At 57.5% G+C, this 16,037-nt stretch carries 13 protein-coding genes and 1 tRNA gene; 11 read left to right on the top strand and 3 right to left on the bottom strand.

The genetic code is table 11. The features are described 5' to 3' along the window. Nucleotides 1–216: 216 nt before the first annotated feature. Nucleotides 217–894 carry a phosphoribosylglycinamide formyltransferase gene (purN, locus tag BLS30_RS08565; protein WP_090228067.1) on the bottom strand — a complete coding sequence of 226 codons (678 nt, stop codon included), beginning with the start codon at nucleotides 892–894 and terminating at the stop codon, nucleotides 217–219. Next, on the bottom strand, nucleotides 891–2,009 hold the full coding sequence (gene purM, locus BLS30_RS08560; RefSeq protein ID WP_090228065.1) for a phosphoribosylformylglycinamidine cyclo-ligase: 1,119 nt from the start codon (nucleotides 2,007–2,009) through the stop codon (nucleotides 891–893). The genes purN and purM overlap by 4 nt, the downstream gene beginning before the upstream one ends. Nucleotides 2,010–2,258: 249 nt before the next feature. On the opposite strand from purM, the gene BLS30_RS08555 reads away from it, so the two are divergent. From BLS30_RS08555 to BLS30_RS08525, 7 genes are all read left to right on the top strand, one after another. Beyond that, nucleotides 2,259–3,371 carry a DUF2066 domain-containing protein gene (locus BLS30_RS08555; RefSeq protein WP_170832440.1) on the top strand — a complete coding sequence of 371 codons (1,113 nt, stop codon included), beginning with the start codon at nucleotides 2,259–2,261 and terminating at the stop codon, nucleotides 3,369–3,371. 154 nt (nucleotides 3,372–3,525) lie between these two features. Beyond that, nucleotides 3,526–4,059 carry a CDP-alcohol phosphatidyltransferase family protein gene (locus BLS30_RS08550; RefSeq protein ID WP_090228058.1) on the top strand — a complete coding sequence of 178 codons (534 nt, stop codon included), beginning with the start codon at nucleotides 3,526–3,528 and terminating at the stop codon, nucleotides 4,057–4,059. A 32-nt stretch (nucleotides 4,060–4,091) separates the two neighbouring features. Then, entirely contained in the window at nucleotides 4,092–5,180 is a 1,089-nt protein-coding gene (locus BLS30_RS08545; protein ID WP_090228055.1) for an AI-2E family transporter, read from the top strand. 43 nt (nucleotides 5,181–5,223) lie between these two features. Continuing rightward, nucleotides 5,224–5,910: an HdaA/DnaA family protein gene (locus tag BLS30_RS08540; protein ID WP_046479521.1), complete on the top strand. Its 687-nt coding sequence runs from the start codon at nucleotides 5,224–5,226 to the stop codon at nucleotides 5,908–5,910. Between the two features lie 253 nt (nucleotides 5,911–6,163). After that, on the top strand, nucleotides 6,164–8,383 hold the full coding sequence (locus BLS30_RS08535) for an RNA degradosome polyphosphate kinase (protein ID WP_082101207.1): 2,220 nt from the start codon (nucleotides 6,164–6,166) through the stop codon (nucleotides 8,381–8,383). After that, nucleotides 8,380–9,915, top strand: coding sequence for a Ppx/GppA phosphatase family protein (locus BLS30_RS08530; protein WP_046479522.1), 1,536 nt, complete (start codon nucleotides 8,380–8,382; stop codon nucleotides 9,913–9,915). Before BLS30_RS08535 ends, BLS30_RS08530 begins: the two co-directional genes overlap by 4 nt. 119 nt (nucleotides 9,916–10,034) lie before the next feature. Next, on the top strand, nucleotides 10,035–10,940 hold the full coding sequence (locus tag BLS30_RS08525; protein ID WP_046479523.1) for a DnaJ C-terminal domain-containing protein: 906 nt from the start codon (nucleotides 10,035–10,037) through the stop codon (nucleotides 10,938–10,940). A 13-nt stretch (nucleotides 10,941–10,953) separates the two neighbouring features. On the opposite strand, the gene rnd is transcribed toward BLS30_RS08525, so the two are convergent. Continuing rightward, nucleotides 10,954–12,123 carry a ribonuclease D gene (gene rnd, locus BLS30_RS08520; RefSeq protein WP_046479524.1) on the bottom strand — a complete coding sequence of 390 codons (1,170 nt, stop codon included), beginning with the start codon at nucleotides 12,121–12,123 and terminating at the stop codon, nucleotides 10,954–10,956. A 226-nt stretch (nucleotides 12,124–12,349) separates the two neighbouring features. Between rnd and aspS the strand changes: the two genes are divergently transcribed. From aspS to map, 4 genes are all read left to right on the top strand, one after another. Then, nucleotides 12,350–14,143: an aspartate--tRNA ligase gene (aspS, locus tag BLS30_RS08515; RefSeq protein WP_090228562.1), complete on the top strand. Its 1,794-nt coding sequence runs from the start codon at nucleotides 12,350–12,352 to the stop codon at nucleotides 14,141–14,143. Nucleotides 14,144–14,222: 79 nt separating this feature from the next. After that, nucleotides 14,223–14,984 (top strand): ceramidase domain-containing protein, encoded by a 762-nt coding sequence (locus tag BLS30_RS08510; protein ID WP_090228052.1) that lies wholly within the window; start codon nucleotides 14,223–14,225, stop codon nucleotides 14,982–14,984. An 83-nt stretch (nucleotides 14,985–15,067) separates the two neighbouring features. Then, nucleotides 15,068–15,154, top strand: a tRNA-Leu gene (locus tag BLS30_RS08505). A gap of 88 nt (nucleotides 15,155–15,242) precedes the next feature. Further along, complete coding sequence (gene map / locus BLS30_RS08500) at nucleotides 15,243–15,992, top strand: type I methionyl aminopeptidase (RefSeq protein ID WP_090228050.1); 750 nt, start codon at nucleotides 15,243–15,245, stop codon at nucleotides 15,990–15,992. The last annotated feature ends 45 nt before the right edge of the window (nucleotides 15,993–16,037 follow it).

Here is a 16,037-nt window from a genome sequence, read left to right as displayed (position 1 = left end):
TAGCGAAATCATCGAACGGCAGGCATGGTTTTTCGACGTTTCCAAATTGGAAAACGGTGGAACGTGATGCGAAAGGCCCCCAATGATCCGCATTTCAATCGTGCGAAACAGACAGGCTCTATCACCTGAGGGTTGACAGAGTCTATTAGTCTCCTGGCTTCCGCTACATTTTGGCGCAATAGATTAAGTAAAGTCGTTAAGATGTTGAATGTACGGTTAAATATTCGGGGAAAATATTGCCGGAGACTCTGGAAATGAATGTTTCGTGATTACGGCATTCTCATCCAACAGGATTTGATCTGAAGCAAATAGCCGCAGTATTTGGGGATAGAGCTTGTGCTCCGCCGCCAGCACCCGCGCAGCGAGAGATTCTGCGGTGTCATTTGCAGCTACACAAACCGCTGCTTGGCCAAGAATCGGGCCCGTGTCCATTTCATGTCGAACTGCGTGGACGGTACAGCCCGATATTCTCACCCCTGCTGCGAGCGCGCGTTCGTGCGTATGCAAGCCTTTGAAACAAGGTAGTAAAGAGGGATGAATGTTGATCATCCGATTGTGCCAGTTCGCAACAAGTTCTGGGGTCATCAAGCGCATGAAGCCGGCACAGGCAACGATCTCAACCCGGGCGGCGAGTAATAGCCGGTGGAGCTGATCATCGAACTCTTCACGGGACCGAAACGTGCGGTGATCCAGCGCGATTGTTGGAATGCCGCGGTCCTTTGCCCAGGCAAGCCCCGGAGCCTCCGGACGATTTGAGACAACAACGACAATCTCAGCAGGATAGTCAGGTGCCTTTGCGGCTTCGACCAGGGACATCATGTTGGAGCCGCGGCCGGAGATTAGCACGCCTACGCGCTTTTTGACGGGTTTGGAGCCCGCTTCGGTCGAGCTCATGATGCGAATTCCAAACGACCGATATACGTTACGGCTTCTGTCTCGCCGTGGCCCTTGGCCTGCGTGCGCTGCCCGGTCGGTTCTGATATTTCCCCGATGATACTCGCTGTTTCACCAGCTTGCGCGAGCACTTCCAGCACAGCGGGCGCACCGGCCGGGTCAGCGACGATTACGAGTCCGATCCCGCAGTTGAAGGTACGTAGTAATTCGGTTTCATCGAGCCGACCTGTGCGCGCGAGCCATCCAAAGACAGCCGGTGCGTTCCAGCTGGACAGATCGATCCGTGCTCCGACGCTAGGTGAGAGAACCCGTGGCACGTTCTCTGTAAGACCGCCGCCAGTGATATGCGAGATTGCCTTGATTGGTCCGTCGATGCCGCCGGTTTCGCGTAGCGCGCTGAGGATGGGCTTCACGTAGATGCGTGTGGGTGTCAACAGCGCTTCGGCGACGGACGTGTTGGGTTGCCAAGGAGCGGGAGCCGACCATTTCAATTGTGCTTCGTCTACGAGCCGGCGCACGAGGGAGTATCCATTGGAATGTACCCCGGAAGAGGCCAAGCCAATGAGCACATCGCCAATGGCGATGTCTCGGCGAGGCAAAAGATCGCGGCGTTCGACTGCTCCGACAGCAAACCCCGCTAAGTCGTAATCGGAGCCCTGGTACATGCCTGGCATTTCAGCGGTTTCACCGCCGATGAGCGCACATCCAGCCTCACGACATCCCGAGGCAATGCCTCCAACGACGTCGCGTGCGGTTTCCACATCTAGATGGCCGGTTGCCAGATAATCGAGGAAGAACAGAGGTTCCGCGCCCTGAACGATCAGATCGTTCACGCACATTGCGACTAGATCTATGCCAATCGTATGATGGCGCCCGGTTTCAATGGCGATCTTGAGCTTGGTGCCTACGCCATCTGTTCCTGCGACCAGGATTGGATCGCTATAGCCGGCGCGCTGGAGGTCGAAAAGACCACCAAAGCCGCCGACGTCACCGTCAGCACCTGCGCGCTGGGTGGCGCGTACCAACGGTTTGATCGCGGAAACGAGCTGGTTTCCGGCATCGATATCGACGCCAGCGTCGCGATAGGTGATGGGTCGTTCGGTGTTATCTGTCATCGCGTCAGGGGGACCTCGCGTGAAGTGCGCAGGTTCTGTTATAGCAGCGGGACTGCGGAGACGGGTTAAGCTTATCGGAGTTCGATGGCTCACCCAATTTGGCCCCAAGTCCGGCGATATAGCTGGCCGGGACCGATTTGCGGAAGTTGGACGGCATGAAGCTTAATCGACGCGATCCGTCAATCGTCGAGTTAGAATTCGCGTGCACGATTGGGGCGCTTCGAGGCGTGGCAGAGGGGAGAAGGCGACGTGAAATACTGCGGGCAGTTGAACACAATCCTGCGGAGCTTGCTGCTTCTTGCCGTCGTTTTCGTGCCGGTAAGCCGGGTTCTGGCGGCCGAATCGCCTGTCTTTACTGTTGCGAATTATCCAGTGCAGGGGCAGGCCAAGGATGCGGTGACCGCCAAACGCCTGGCTATCGAGGATGGTCAGACGGCGGCTTTCAAGTCGTTGTTGAAGCGAATTGTCCCGGTGACGGCCTATGCTGGGCTGGATCGCGTCAAGGCGGTGCAGTCGTCAAAGTACATTTCGGGGATGTCGGTACGCTCGGAGCAGAACTCATCGACGCAGTATTACGCATCCTTGGATTTTTCCTTTTCCGCCAACGCCGTTCGCGACCTGCTTCAGCGTGAGGGCGTTCCATTCGTTGATGAACAGGCGCCTTCTCTTACGCTGGTGCCGATCGTTATCCCTTCGCAAGGTGGTGCCCCGGCTCAAGGGGCAAACAACTGGGCCAGCGTTTGGTCTGGGCTAGATATCGTCAATACCGTTTCGCCTTTGCGGGTGACGGGCTGGAAGGACAGTCTGCCCCCCAACACGCTGCAACAGCTCAAGAATGATGGTGCGGGCGAGGCCATGCGTCATCTCGGGTCTGCTTATGGCGGTGATCGGGTTATTGTGGCTGAAGCGGAGGTCGATCAGGCTGCGGCGCGGCTTCATGTGACGTTGAGCGGCCGCGACGCGGCCGGTCCGATCTCATGGAAGCACAGCTATCGGATCAGTGACGGCGATGTGGCGTATGCTATGGAGTACGCGGCTGTGGTATCTCTCGGCGTGCTTGAAGGGCGCTGGAAGGCGATAAAGGCACGCGATATGGGCGGGCTTGATGTAATGGCCAGTCCTGCGGCGCAGATACATATTCAGGTGCTTTTCAACAGCGCTGCTGAATGGTATCGTCTACAACAAAACATCTCGGGGCGGCCTGGCGTGCAGGATTTTCAGGTTGGGTCGGTTTCGGCGCGTGGGGCTGAAGTTGTGCTGCGTTTTCCGGGGGGCGGACAACAACTTGCCAACGCTCTGGCGCGTGAGGGTATTTCGCTCACCAACAACGGTGGACAGTGGGTTATGCGTAAGAGCTACTGATCTCCACGCTTACGCCTGCGCCAAATGCGGCATTAAACTTCAATAAGTCTCGACACGGTGGTTCAACCGGGGTGACAATTCCGGTTACAGGGCCGCGCGCCGACAATGATGGGATCTGATCGATGAATCGCAATTGTTTTTGGACCGCCGACACGTGACCATACCCAATTTGATCACGCTCATGCGGGCCATTCTGGTACCCGTCGTGTTTTGGCTGCTTCTTGCGGGCTATATCAAAGCGGCGTTCGTCGTCTTCGTTATTGCTGGTGTATCGGACGGGATTGATGGCCTGCTCGCACGGCGTTTCAATTGGCAGACGGAACTTGGTGCGTATCTCGATCCACTTGCTGACAAGCTTTTAATTGTCAGCATTTTCCTGGCCTTGGGCGTGCGAGGAGATTTGCCGTCCTGGCTCGTGGTGGCGGTTGTTTCGCGAGATCTGTTGATCCTCTTGGCGATCATCGTGTCGTGGCTGTTGAACAAACCGATCAAGATTGATCCGCTTGCGGTCAGCAAAGCGACAACCTTTGCGCAATTGGCGCTTGCGGCATTGGTGCTGGCGGATGAAGGCTTTATGCTTAATGTTGGCGCCTATCGACAGGGGCTTGTGTGGGTCACTGCAGTTTTGACCATCCTGTCGTTGGTAGCGTACCTGCGCAGTTGGCTGGTGCATATGTCGCGGGATTAAACTTCTAGCCTGGCATACGGGGGGCTTGGGCAATGCGTGTTGAGCAGCAAGCTCTGTTCTGGCTGATTGCGGCGGTGGTCCTTGTTTTGCTTATCGGACTTCTGCAAGAGATTCTTCTACCTTTCGTACTCGGCATTTTGTTTGCTTATGGGCTGAATCCGGTAGCGGATGCGCTTGAACGGATTGGTTTGCCGCGCGTGGTCAGCTGTCTTGCGATTGTCGCGCTTCTCGTCATCGCGATTGTGCTGGTGATTGTGTTTGTCGGGCCGGTTCTTGTGGAGCATGTCACGCAGTTTGCGAATGCTTTACCGACCGAGCTGCAACGGCTGCAGGACCTTCTCCAAACGTGGGCTCAAGAGAAATTGGGAACGCATTCTCCTGCAGCCCTTCAGGCTTTCAACTCGGTGCTCACCTCTTTGTCCGAGAACTGGGAGGGCGTTGCATCTTGGGTTGCTCAATCGCTGTGGACGCAGGGACGCGCGCTTTTCAACGTGCTGTCGTTGGTCCTCATCACGCCGCTTGTTGTGTTTTATCTTCTGGTCGACTGGAAGCGTATGCTGGGCGAGGTTGACCGATGGTTACCGCGAGGGCATGCGGCACCCTTGCGTCAGATGGCACGTGACATCAACGGTGCAGTCAGTGCGTTTATTCGCGGGCAAGGCACGGTTTGTCTGATCCTTGGCTGCTTTTATGCGCTCAGTTTGTGGGCCGTCGGCCTGCACTACGGGGCGCTTATCGGCTTTGCTACAGGAGTGTTGGCGTTCGTACCGGTGCTCGGCTGGGCGATTGGTACACTCATTGGGATGACGTTGGCGGTGCTGCAGTTCTGGCCCGATACACTGCCGGTGATGTTGGTCCTCGGTGTTTTTCTGGCAGGTCAAGCGCTCGACGCCGGCATCCTTAGTCCCAATATCGTAGGTTCAAAGATCGGATTACATCCGGTGTGGCTGATCTTCGCCCTATTTGCGTTTAGCTATCTATTTGGGATTGTCGGGGCGCTTGTTGCAGTACCGCTGGCGGCCGCAGTGGGTGTTATCGTCCGATATGGGCTGAAAGCCTATCTTGCCAGTTCGGTATATACGGGAGAGGCACCTGCTGCTCCGGGCGATCCGCCTGTTTGATGAACAGCATTTCGCTTGATCTAAGATTTATGCAAACGAAGCCATGACGACCGCTCCGCGCCAACTGACTCTGGATTTGTCTCATCGTTCGGCTCTGGATCGGGAAGACTTTCTGATCAGCCAGTCGAATGCTGCGGCGGTCGAACTCATTGATGAACCTCAGGCGTGGCCGCATAGCGCGTTGCTTCTGATTGGCCCACAAGGCTCTGGAAAGAGCCATTTGGCGAATGTCTTTCGCTTGTCGCACAGCTCTGATCTGATTGCTGCATCTGACCTCAATGAACAGGCGATTGGTAAGCTGGAGACGGCCGGCGCGTTGGTGGTGGAGGATTTGGAACGGGGAGTTGCCAACGAGCAAGTCCTGTTCCATCTGCTCAACATGGCTCGCCAGGGACGTGGATTGGTGCTCATGACGTCGCGTGTCGCACCCGGGCAGTTAACGTTGGCGCTGCCGGATCTTCGGTCGCGGACACGTGCTTTACCAATCGCAGAGATACAGGCTCCTGACGATTCGCTCTTGCAGGCCGTTCTGGTAAAATTGTTTGCCGACCGGCAACTGGCAGTCGAACCGGCCGTTGTGAAGTTCCTGACGCTACGTATGGAGCGGTCGATGCAGGCAGCTAACGCTGTGGTCGATGAAATTGATCGATTGGCACTCGCGATGCATCGGAAGGTGACTAAGCCGCTTGCGCAGACGGCATTGGAGCAGATGGCAAGCGGCGGTAAATAGTAGCCGGGACTTCGTCCTCGCGCCCGGCCACCGGAGGCTTAGAAATTCCCCAGCTGGCAATTGGGTGGCCCGATATTCACTTCGATTAAACGGGTCGAATACTCCCGAGTCCCAATTGAGAAGCCGATGCCGTAAGAAGGCCGGGTGGTGACGCTTGGTCTGGCTTTTGAGCGCGGGGAACCTGGCCAATCGGTAGGTGGCGGGTATGCTCGATATTCAGTTCAAGAGACGATCTTTCTGAGCGGAGATAACAATGCCTGTTAGCAAAGGAACGCCTCCCGTCAGACCGGAACCGCAAGTGATACCTGAGTCAGGGGATGTCGCACTTGAGGGTAGGTCACGCTATTACAATCGGGAGTTATCCTGGCTTCAGTTTAATAGCCGAGTGCTGGAGGAAGCGAGCAATGAACGCCATCCGCTGCTCGAGCGGCTGCGCTTTCTTTCTATTTCCGCTTCAAATCTCGATGAATTTTACATGGTGCGTGTGGCTGGTATCCACGGCCAGATAATCAATGGCGTGACCTCCTTGTCGAAGGATGGACTGACGCCTTCGCAGCAGCTTGTGCAGATCAATGCATTCGTCAACGATCTCGTTGCCAAGAAGCAGGAGACGTGGAGCCGACTGAACACAGAGCTGATAGAAGCCGGCATTTTCATTGTGGGACCTGATGAACTGACCGAGCAGGAAGAGACGGCGCTGCGTGATCAGTTCTTGTCGAACATCTACCCGCTGCTCACGCCGATTGCGGTCGATCCGGCGCACCCGTTTCCTTTCATCCCGAACAAGGGGCTGACGTTAGCTGCCTTGATGGAGCACAAGACCAAAGGGAAGCGGCAGAACGGCCTCGTTCCGATATCGAGTCAACTTACACGCTTCATTCGTCTGCGAACCGACAAGGATGACGCAAATCAGATGCGGTTCATCCGGGTCGAGTCCGTGATCGGCATGTTCATGGATACGCTGTTCCCAGGATTTAATATCCTGTCTCAGGGGGCGTTCCGTGTCTTGCGTGATAGCGATATCGAGCTGGAAGAAGAAGCGGAAGATCTGGTCCTTACCTTCGAGGAGCTGCTGAAGCAGCGCCGGCGTGGCAATGTCATTCGCCTCGAAATCGATCAGGGGATGCCGGAGAATTTGCGGCATCTTGTGATCCAGGAACTCGACGTGAGTGACGATGCGGTGTTTGTGAAGTCAGGTCTTTTAGGCCTTGCCGATACGACACAGCTCATCACACCTGAGCGTCCTGATCTGCTCTTCAAGCCGTTCAATATCCGTTACCCGGAGCGTGTCCGCCAGTTCGACGGCAACATCTTTGCGGCGATCAAGGCGAAAGATTTCGTTGTTCATCATCCCTACGAGTCGTTCGATGTCGTGGTGCAATACCTACGACAGGCTGTGAACGATCCCAACGTGATGGCGATCAAATGGACGCTTTACCGGACATCGAATGACAGTCCAATTGTGGAAGCGCTCAAGGATGCTGTCGAGGCAGGAAAGTCCGTTACCGCTGTCGTAGAACTCAAGGCACGGTTCGACGAGGCGGCGAACATTCGTTGGGCGCGCGATCTCGAAAAGGCGGGCGTCCACGTTGTCTATGGGTTCATTGAGCTCAAGACCCACGCCAAGCTGGGCATCATTGTGCGGCGGGAAGGCAGTGACCTTGTCACTTATTCGCACATTGGGACGGGCAACTATCATCCACAAACCGCGAAAATTTACACCGACCTCTCGCTTTTTACCGATGACCCCAAAATTGCGCGCGATGTCACACGTGTTCTGAATTTCGTGACCGGTTATGGAGAGCCAGGTGAGCTGGAACTCATGGCCGCAAGCCCGTACGGAATTCGGCGCCGCATTCTCGATCACATCGAAGAGGAGATTGAGTATGCCAAGGCCGGCAGGCCTGCGGCTATGTGGCTCAAAATGAACGCGCTGGTCGATACGCAGATCATCGATAAACTCTATGAGGCGAGCCAAGCAGGCGTGGAGATAGATCTGGTCGTACGCGGCATCTGCTGTCTTCGTCCGGGGGTGCCAGGGCTGTCGGAGCGAATTCGCGCGAAGAGCATGGTTGGCCGGTTCCTGGAGCACGCGCGAATCTATTGCTTCGGACGAGGCAAGGGGTTGCCATCGCCACAAGCCGCCGTCTACATCAGCTCCGCGGATCTCATGCCGCGCAATTTGGATCGGCGGGTTGAGGCATTGACCCCGATTATCAACGCGACAGTCCATGAGCAGGTGCTCAATCAAATTATGGTTGCCAACCTCAAGGATAATCAGCAGAGCTGGCGCATCCTGCCTGATGGCTCGTCGCAGCGCATAATGCCGGAACGCGGAGAGGAACCCTTCAACGCGCATGAGTATTTCATGACGAATCCAAGTCTTTCCGGGCGGGGAGAGGCTCTGCAGAAGCACTTCCCGCGTCGCTTTAGCGGTGTGGCAAAGGCGGCTGAAGTGGGGGGAGACGCGTGACGCTGGTGAAGCAGTTGTTCGAGGATCGGCGTCGGTCTTCGAATCTATCCCCTCTCGCTGTGATCGATATCGGTTCGAACTCCGTTCGGCTGGTTGTCTATGAGGGGGCTTCACGCGCACCAGTCGTGATGTTCAACGAGAAGGTGCTGTGCGGTCTTGGACGGAATGTTGCGACGACGGGTCGGTTAGGTGACGAGGCTGTCCAACGTGCTATCCGGGCCCTTGCGCGATTCCGCGCGCTTGCCGACGTTCTCAAGGTCAAGTCGTTGCAGGTGTTTGCTACGGCTGCAGCTCGTGAAGCGGAAAATGGCGCTGCATTTATCGACGAGGGTGAAAGCGTATGTGGCGCGCCTATTCGCGTGCTTACAGGTGAAGAAGAAGCACGGCTTGCCGCTCAGGGTATCGTCATGGGGATTTCCAACCCTGATGGTATCGTTGGCGACCTGGGCGGTGGCAGCCTCGAACTTATCGATCTGCGAGATAATGACTTTCGCCGAGCGACGACATTACCGCTCGGCGGTCTGCGTTTGATCGACGCAACGGGCAACAAAATCGACAAGGCCATGAGTCTGATCGATGAACAGCTCGATCGTGTCGACTGGCTCCCGGAGGGTCGGGACCGTACATTCTATGCGGTGGGCGGCACCTGGCGCGCGATTGCTGCCATGCATATGGCGCAGATCGATTATCCCCTCCATGTCATGCACGGTTATGTGGTCCCCACCCAGGAACTGATCGACTACGCCGGGATGATCCGCAAGGCGAAGAAACTCACCAGTCTGCGCGGCATTTCAGAGGTGGCCAAAGCGCGGCGTGAGGTGCTTCCCATGGGGGCGGCTGTTCTTGAGCGCCTCTTAGTGCGGCTGGCTCCACAAAAGGTACAGATCTCCGTTTTCGGCGTGCGTGAGGGCTACATCTACAATCTTCTGTCGGCAGCGGAGATGGCCCGAGACCCGCTTCTGAGTTTTTGCCAGGACTACGCGAAATTGCGCTCCCGCTCGGCGGAGCATGCACAGGAGCTTTGCAGCTGGACGGACCCGCTATTCGAGGGACCGGGTTTTGATGAAACACCTGAGGAACGCCGCTTACGCTGTGCCGCATGCCTCTTGTCGGACATCGGTTGGCGTGCGCATCCCGATTATCGCGGAGAACAGAGCCTCAACGTGGTGGCGCATGCTGCGTTGAGCGGCATCGATCATCCAGGGCGTATTTTCCTGGCACTTGCCGTTTATTTCCGGCACGCAGGGCAATCAACCGGGGGTAACGATCAACTGTCCGGACGGCTCAAAGCTGCCGCCAGCCGGCGTTCGCTTTTGCGCGCCCGGGTGCTCGGCGCGGCAATTCGCGTTGCACATATGATGTCGGCGGGCATGCCGGGAATTGTTTGTCATACGCCTCTGTCGTACAACGGCGACTCTTTGGTCCTGTCAATTCCGCGTGCGCGAGCTGCTCTTGATGGCGAGCGGTTGCGTCGGCGGTTTGCGACTTTGGCCGAACTTGTCGCGCGTAAGCCAGAAGTGCGTATCGTCTAGCCTCAGAAATGTGTGTGGACTGATTGCATTGCGGCTCGCTGGTAGATGTTAAGCGCAGGTCCGCCACAATTGTTGTTACATTGAGGCAATGCCGACTTGATCGTTTCGGGGCACGTTAGATGACGGTGATAGATCCGTATGAGGTTCTGGGCGTTGAAAGGAACGCTTCGGACGAGGATATTCGCCGTGCCTTCCGCAAGCTCGCGAAAGAGCTGCATCCCGACCTTAATCCACAGGATCAGACGGCGTCCGACCGTTTCCGGCAGGTCTCGGCTGCCTATGAAATCCTCGGGGACCCGCCAAAGCGGAAGCTATATGATACCGGACAAATCAATGCACAGGGCGAGCCTCGGCGCGGGTTTCAGCATCCGCAATACAGCGGGGCGCAAGGTGCGAGCGCTGGGTCCGGGTTCGCTGGCGGGTTTGGTTTCGGTGACATTTTTGACGAGATGTTTTCCGGACGCCGTAATGCCGGCGCTGGTGGCGGCTTTACCAAGCGTGGTGCCGATGTTCGCTATACCCTTGATGTCGAGTTCGTCGAGGCGATAACCGGCGTCAAAAAGCGAGTAACTATGCCGGAGGGCGGCGTCCTGGATCTGACGGTGCCTGAAGGGGTTCACGATGGCCAGGTTCTGCGCCTAAAGGGCAAAGGCGGTCCAGGCCTTGGGGGCGGTCAGCCGGGCGACGCGCTGGTGGAAATCAAGGTTCGGCCGCACACACGATTCCGGCGTGTTGACGATGATATTCACATCGACGTTCCGATTACGATCGACGAGGCTGTTTTGGGGGGCAAAATCGAAGTCGCCACCATTAATGGCCGCGTTCAGCTCACGTTGCCTAAGGGTACGTCAGGCGGACGGGTATTTCGTCTCAAGGGGAAGGGTGTAAAGAACCGTCAGACCGGTCATACGGGCGATCAAATGGTGACGGTACGCATCGTGCTCCCGAATGAGATCGATGACGAGCTAAGCTATTTCTTCACGGTCTGGCGGCAGAAGCATCGCTACGATCCAGGGCCGCGCTAATACACCGGTGGTGTCAGGTTTCAACGCGGATATCGTTGGTGGTCACGATGCGCACGTCTCCGGCCTTCAGGGTTAGAGCCAGTTCGCCGTTCTTCAATCGCAGGGCGTCTTCACCGAAAAGCTGACGACGCCAGCCCGTCAACGCCGCTACGTCAGGCTCGTTTTCGCGCGCAAGTCGTTCCAGGTCGCTGGCATCTGCGATGAGGCGTGGGGCCACGCGATGACGCGCAGCAGCCGATTTCAATAGAACTTTTAGGAGTTCGAGTGTGGCCGTCGCTTCCGCCGACAGGGGTTGCCCCTGACTTAGTGGCGGTACGGTCGACGGATCGCGATCGAGGCCGCGACGAACGGCTGCGACGATCTCCTTGGCGCGGGCCGATCGCGCGAACCCATCGGAGAGTGAGCGCAATCCCGAGAGTTGTTCTACCGACGTCGGCGATTGGTTGGCGATATCGTAAAGCGCGTCATCGCGCATAATCCGTTGGCGGGGAACGTCCTGGTTTTGGGCCGCGGTTTCGCGCCACGCGGCAAGCTCCATCAACACGCCCAGGGCCTTGCGGTTACGGACCTTGAGTTTTAGGCGCCGCCAAGCGGTTTCCGGGTTCTGCTCATAGGTTTCGGAAGCGGTGAGGGTCCCCATTTCCTCATCCAGCCAAGACGCCCTGCCTGTCGTCTCAAGCTCGTTTTTCAGATGCCGATAGATATCCCGCAGGTGCGTGACGTCTCCAAGAGCGTAGTTAAGCTGTTTTTCGCTGAGTGGCCGTCGAGACCAATCGGTGAAGCGCGAGGATTTGTCGAGGTCAGCGCCGGTAATCTTCTTGGTCAGGTTGATGTAGCTGATTGATTCTCCGAAGCCACAGACCATGGCAGCGACCTGCGTATCAAACACAGGGCTCGGCACGCGGCCAGCCGCGATGTGGACAATCTCGATGTCCTGACGCGCCGCATGAAAAACCTTCATGATCTTGCTGTCGGTCATAAGCGACCAGAGCGGCGTCAGATCCAAGTCCGGCGCCAACGGATCAATGATCGCCTCGACATCGTCGCTGGCGACCTGAATCAGGCACAGCTTGGGCCAATAGGTCTGTTCACGCATAAATTCCGTGTCGACCGTGATGAAATCGGCGGACGAGAGCGTGTGGCAGAGTTCGTGAAGGGCGGAGGGCGTCGTGATGAGTTTCATGCAATGTGGCATATATACCAAGGAAATCGGTTTGTCGCGGGCTGAACGCGTTATTTTCCCACGGGGATGGGTTTCAGTTAAGAGCCTCCATCGGCCTTGACTTTCGGCCACCTACATGCGCTGTTCCGCGCCGGATTTCATGTGTCGACACACCATGTCGCGGTCCGGGTTCAAGGCCGCCTCAGAGGCTGAGGCGGATTCCACCAAGTTAGAGGAATTTCAAGCGATGACACATCGCTATCGTACGCATACATGCGGCGCGTTGCGTGCCGCCGATATCGGGGCTGATGTGCGGCTTTCGGGCTGGGTTCACCGCGTACGCGACCACGGCGGCGTGCTGTTCATCGATTTGCGTGACCACTACGGGCTTACGCAGGTTGTCGCCGATCCTGACAGCGCAGCGTTCAAGGTTGCCGAATCAGTTCGCTCTGAATGGGTTATTCGGGTGGACGCCCGCGTGCGGGCACGGCCAGAGGGAACCGTCAATGCCGAGCTACCGACCGGCGAGATCGAGCTTTATGCGACCGAGATCGAAGTTTTGTCGGCAGCCAAGGAGCTTCCGGTGCCGGTTTTCGGTGAGCCGGACTATCCCGAAGACCTGCGTTTGCAGTACCGCTTCCTCGATCTGCGCCGCGAGACGTTGCATGAAAACATCATGCGCCGTCTTGCTGTCATCAAGTCGATGCGGCGGCGCATGGAAGATGCCGGTTTCTTCGAGTTCTCAACGCCTATTTTGACAGCCTCTTCGCCGGAAGGGGCGCGCGACTTCCTGGTGCCGTCGCGTCTCCATGTCGGCAAGTTCTACGCGCTTCCGCAGGCGCCGCAGATCTACAAGCAGCTGTTGATGGTTTCGGGCTTCGACCGGTATTTCCAGATTGCGCCCTGTTTCCGCGATGAAGACCCGCGCGCGGACCGGCTCCCAGGCGAGTTCTATCAGCTCGACGTCGAGATGAGCTTCGTTGAGCAAGAAGAAATCTTCTCCACGATGGAGCCGATCATCCGCGGTGTGTTCGAGGAATTCGCTGAGGGTCGTAAGGTCACTGAGACATTCCCGAGGATAGCGTACGACGACGCCATCGCCAAATACGGCAGTGACAAGCCCGACTTGCGCAATCCGATCGAGATGCAGGACGTGACGGAGCATTTCCGCGGTTCTGGTTTCAAAGTCTTCGCGGGGATGATCGAGAAGGATCCGAAGGTTCGCGTTTGGGCTATTCCGGCGCCGACGGGCGGCTCGCGTGCGTTCTGTGACCGGATGAATTCGTGGGCGCAAGGCGAGGGTCAACCCGGCCTTGGCTACATCTTCTACCGTGACGAGGAAGCGGCCGGGCCGATCGGCAAGAACATTGGACCGGAACGGTCGGAAGCCATTCGCATGCAGCTTGGTTTGAAGTCGGGTGATGCGGTGTTTTTCGCTGCCGGCACGCCGTCGAAGTTCTACAAGTTCGCGGGCGCAGCCAGAGACCGGATCGGTCAGGAGTTGAAGCTGATCGATGAGGATCGCTTTGCCCTTGCCTGGATCGTCGATTTCCCGATGTACGAGTGGAACGAAGACGAAAAGCGGATCGAGTTTTCGCACAACCCGTTTTCGATGCCTCAGGGTGGATTGGCGGCGCTGGAAGCGGCGACCTCGGACGAGGATCTGCTGGCGCTCAAGGCTTATCAGTACGACATCGTCTGCAACGGCTTTGAGATCGCGTCCGGCGGCATCCGCAACCATCTGCCTGCGGCGATGGTCAAGGCGTTCTCCATCGCGGGGCTGGGGCCGGAAGTCGTCGAGGAGCGATTCGGCGGTCTTTATCGTGCGTTCCAGTACGGTGCGCCTCCGCACGGTGGCATGGCCGCGGGTGTCGATCGCATGGTGATGCTATTGGTTGACGCGAAGAATCTGCGTGAAGTCTCGTTGTTCCCAATGAACCAGCAGGCGCAAGATCTGTTGATGGGTGCTCCGGGCGACGTGGATTCCAAGCAACTCCGTGAGCTTTCACTTCGCGTCGCAGTGCCGCCGAAGGCGAACTAGCCTACGAAACCTCGGCTGCGGCAGCTCGTTGCCGGCTGCAGCCGTAGGTGCGAAGTGAGGGGCAAGCGAAGAACCGGATATGGACGCGATCGAGACACTTGCGCGCGCGCTTGATGATGCGGTCCCGCCGGGACATTGGCATCAGTCGATCTTTTCGTATTGTGAGCGCGGAAGTGACGCGCAGTTCTGGGCTGAGCCCATTAATGCCGTCACGAATGGTGCGTTCTATGTGGCGGCTTTAGCGGCGCTCTTTCTGTGGCTCCGTGGGGCCGGTGGACAGCGCCGCATTGTCGATCTGGTGCTGATCGTTCTTGTGTTCGTCATCGGAACAGGAAGTTTTCTGTTCCACACGCTGGCGAACCGCTGGTCTGCGATCTCCGATACCGCGCCGATCGGCCTCTTTATGCTGCTCTACTTCGGCTACGTTCTGAATCGCTTTTTCCGGTTGAACTGGTTCTTGTCTCTGCTGGGCATGGCGCTGTTTGCCGGGATTATCTGGCAGACGCTGACGCTACGGTGTGGCAACGGTCCGTGTTGGAGCGCTTCGGTGGGGTATCTGCCGGCTCTCGTGGCGTTGCTGGCGCTTGGTCTGGCTTTGGCCTGGAAGCGTCATCCAGCTTGGCGGCCGATCTTTTTCGGCGGTGTCGTTTTCGCCCTTTCCCTCACTTTGAGGTCGGTGGATCGCTCGCTTTGCGCTTCGACGTATCTGCAAGGCTACGGACGGGTGGGGACGCATTTCATGTGGCACGTGCTCAACGCGACGCTGCTTTATCTGCTGTTGCACGCGGCGGTGCTTTATGGCGGCACGAAGGATGTCGACGAACGTAAGTCAACGGTATAGTTTGCGCGGCTCTCGCGGACACTCTTGTGTCGGTGGCGCAGGATGAGTATCGGATAACGCTTCGGCTTTGCGTGCCGAGCTTAGCGGACGTGGTGGAACTGGTAGACACACAGGACTTAAAATCCTGAGGCTTAACCGCCGTGCGGGTTCGACTCCCGCCGTCCGCACCAATACTCTTTGAGCTTGGAATTCATCGCGCGCGCATCTTCGACGGGTTGTGCGGGGAGATATCTTGCGTAGGCTCACAGGACTAGAGACTTGACCATTTCAGACGACGACAGCTTGGAGCTGCTCAAGGAGATTGGACGTATCGTAGCCAATACGCTTGAGGCCATGGGCAAGGCTATAGAGCCAGGCATGACGACGGCTGAGCTTGATCAAATTGGCCGTCGTCTGTTGGACGTTGAGGGTGCACGGTCAGCTCCGGAACTCGACTACGCATTTCCGGGAGCGACCTGCATCAGCGTGAACGAGGAGATCGCCCACGGTATCCCGGGGCCGCGCCGTATCGCGGAAGGTGATCTCGTCAACATAGACGTTTCCGCTGAAAAGGGCGGCTTCTATGCAGACACCGGTGCCTCCTTTGCCGTGCCGCCCGTTACGCGCTCAATTGAACGTCTGTGCCGAGACGGGCGACGGGCCATGTGGACGGGGTTGCGGCAGGTGGGAACCGGCAAACCGATCGCTGGGATTGGGCAAGCCATTGGCAATTTTGCACGCAAGAACCGGTACACCCTCGTGAGGAACCTTGCGAGCCACGGCGTCGGCCTGTCGTTGCATGAAGAGCCGACGGAGATCGCAACGTGGCCGAACCCTTCCGAGCGTCGTATCATGGGTGACGGGCTTGTGTTCACGGTCGAGCCGTTCCTGTCCTTGGGTGCCGAATGGGCCGAAGACGGTGATGATGACTGGACGCTTTACAGCAATCCCCGGGCCCCGACAGTTCAGTACGAACACACCATCGTCGTGACACGAAACGGCCCGTTGGTCGTTACAACGCCGGGGTAATGGCTGCCCCTCGGGTGGCCGAGCAATGACGGGAGGTCCTTCCGC

This window comes from Filomicrobium insigne (assembly GCF_900104305.1).
GTDB lineage: Bacteria > Pseudomonadota > Alphaproteobacteria > Rhizobiales > Hyphomicrobiaceae > Filomicrobium > Filomicrobium insigne.
This window is presented reverse-complemented; position numbering and strand designations above follow the sequence as displayed.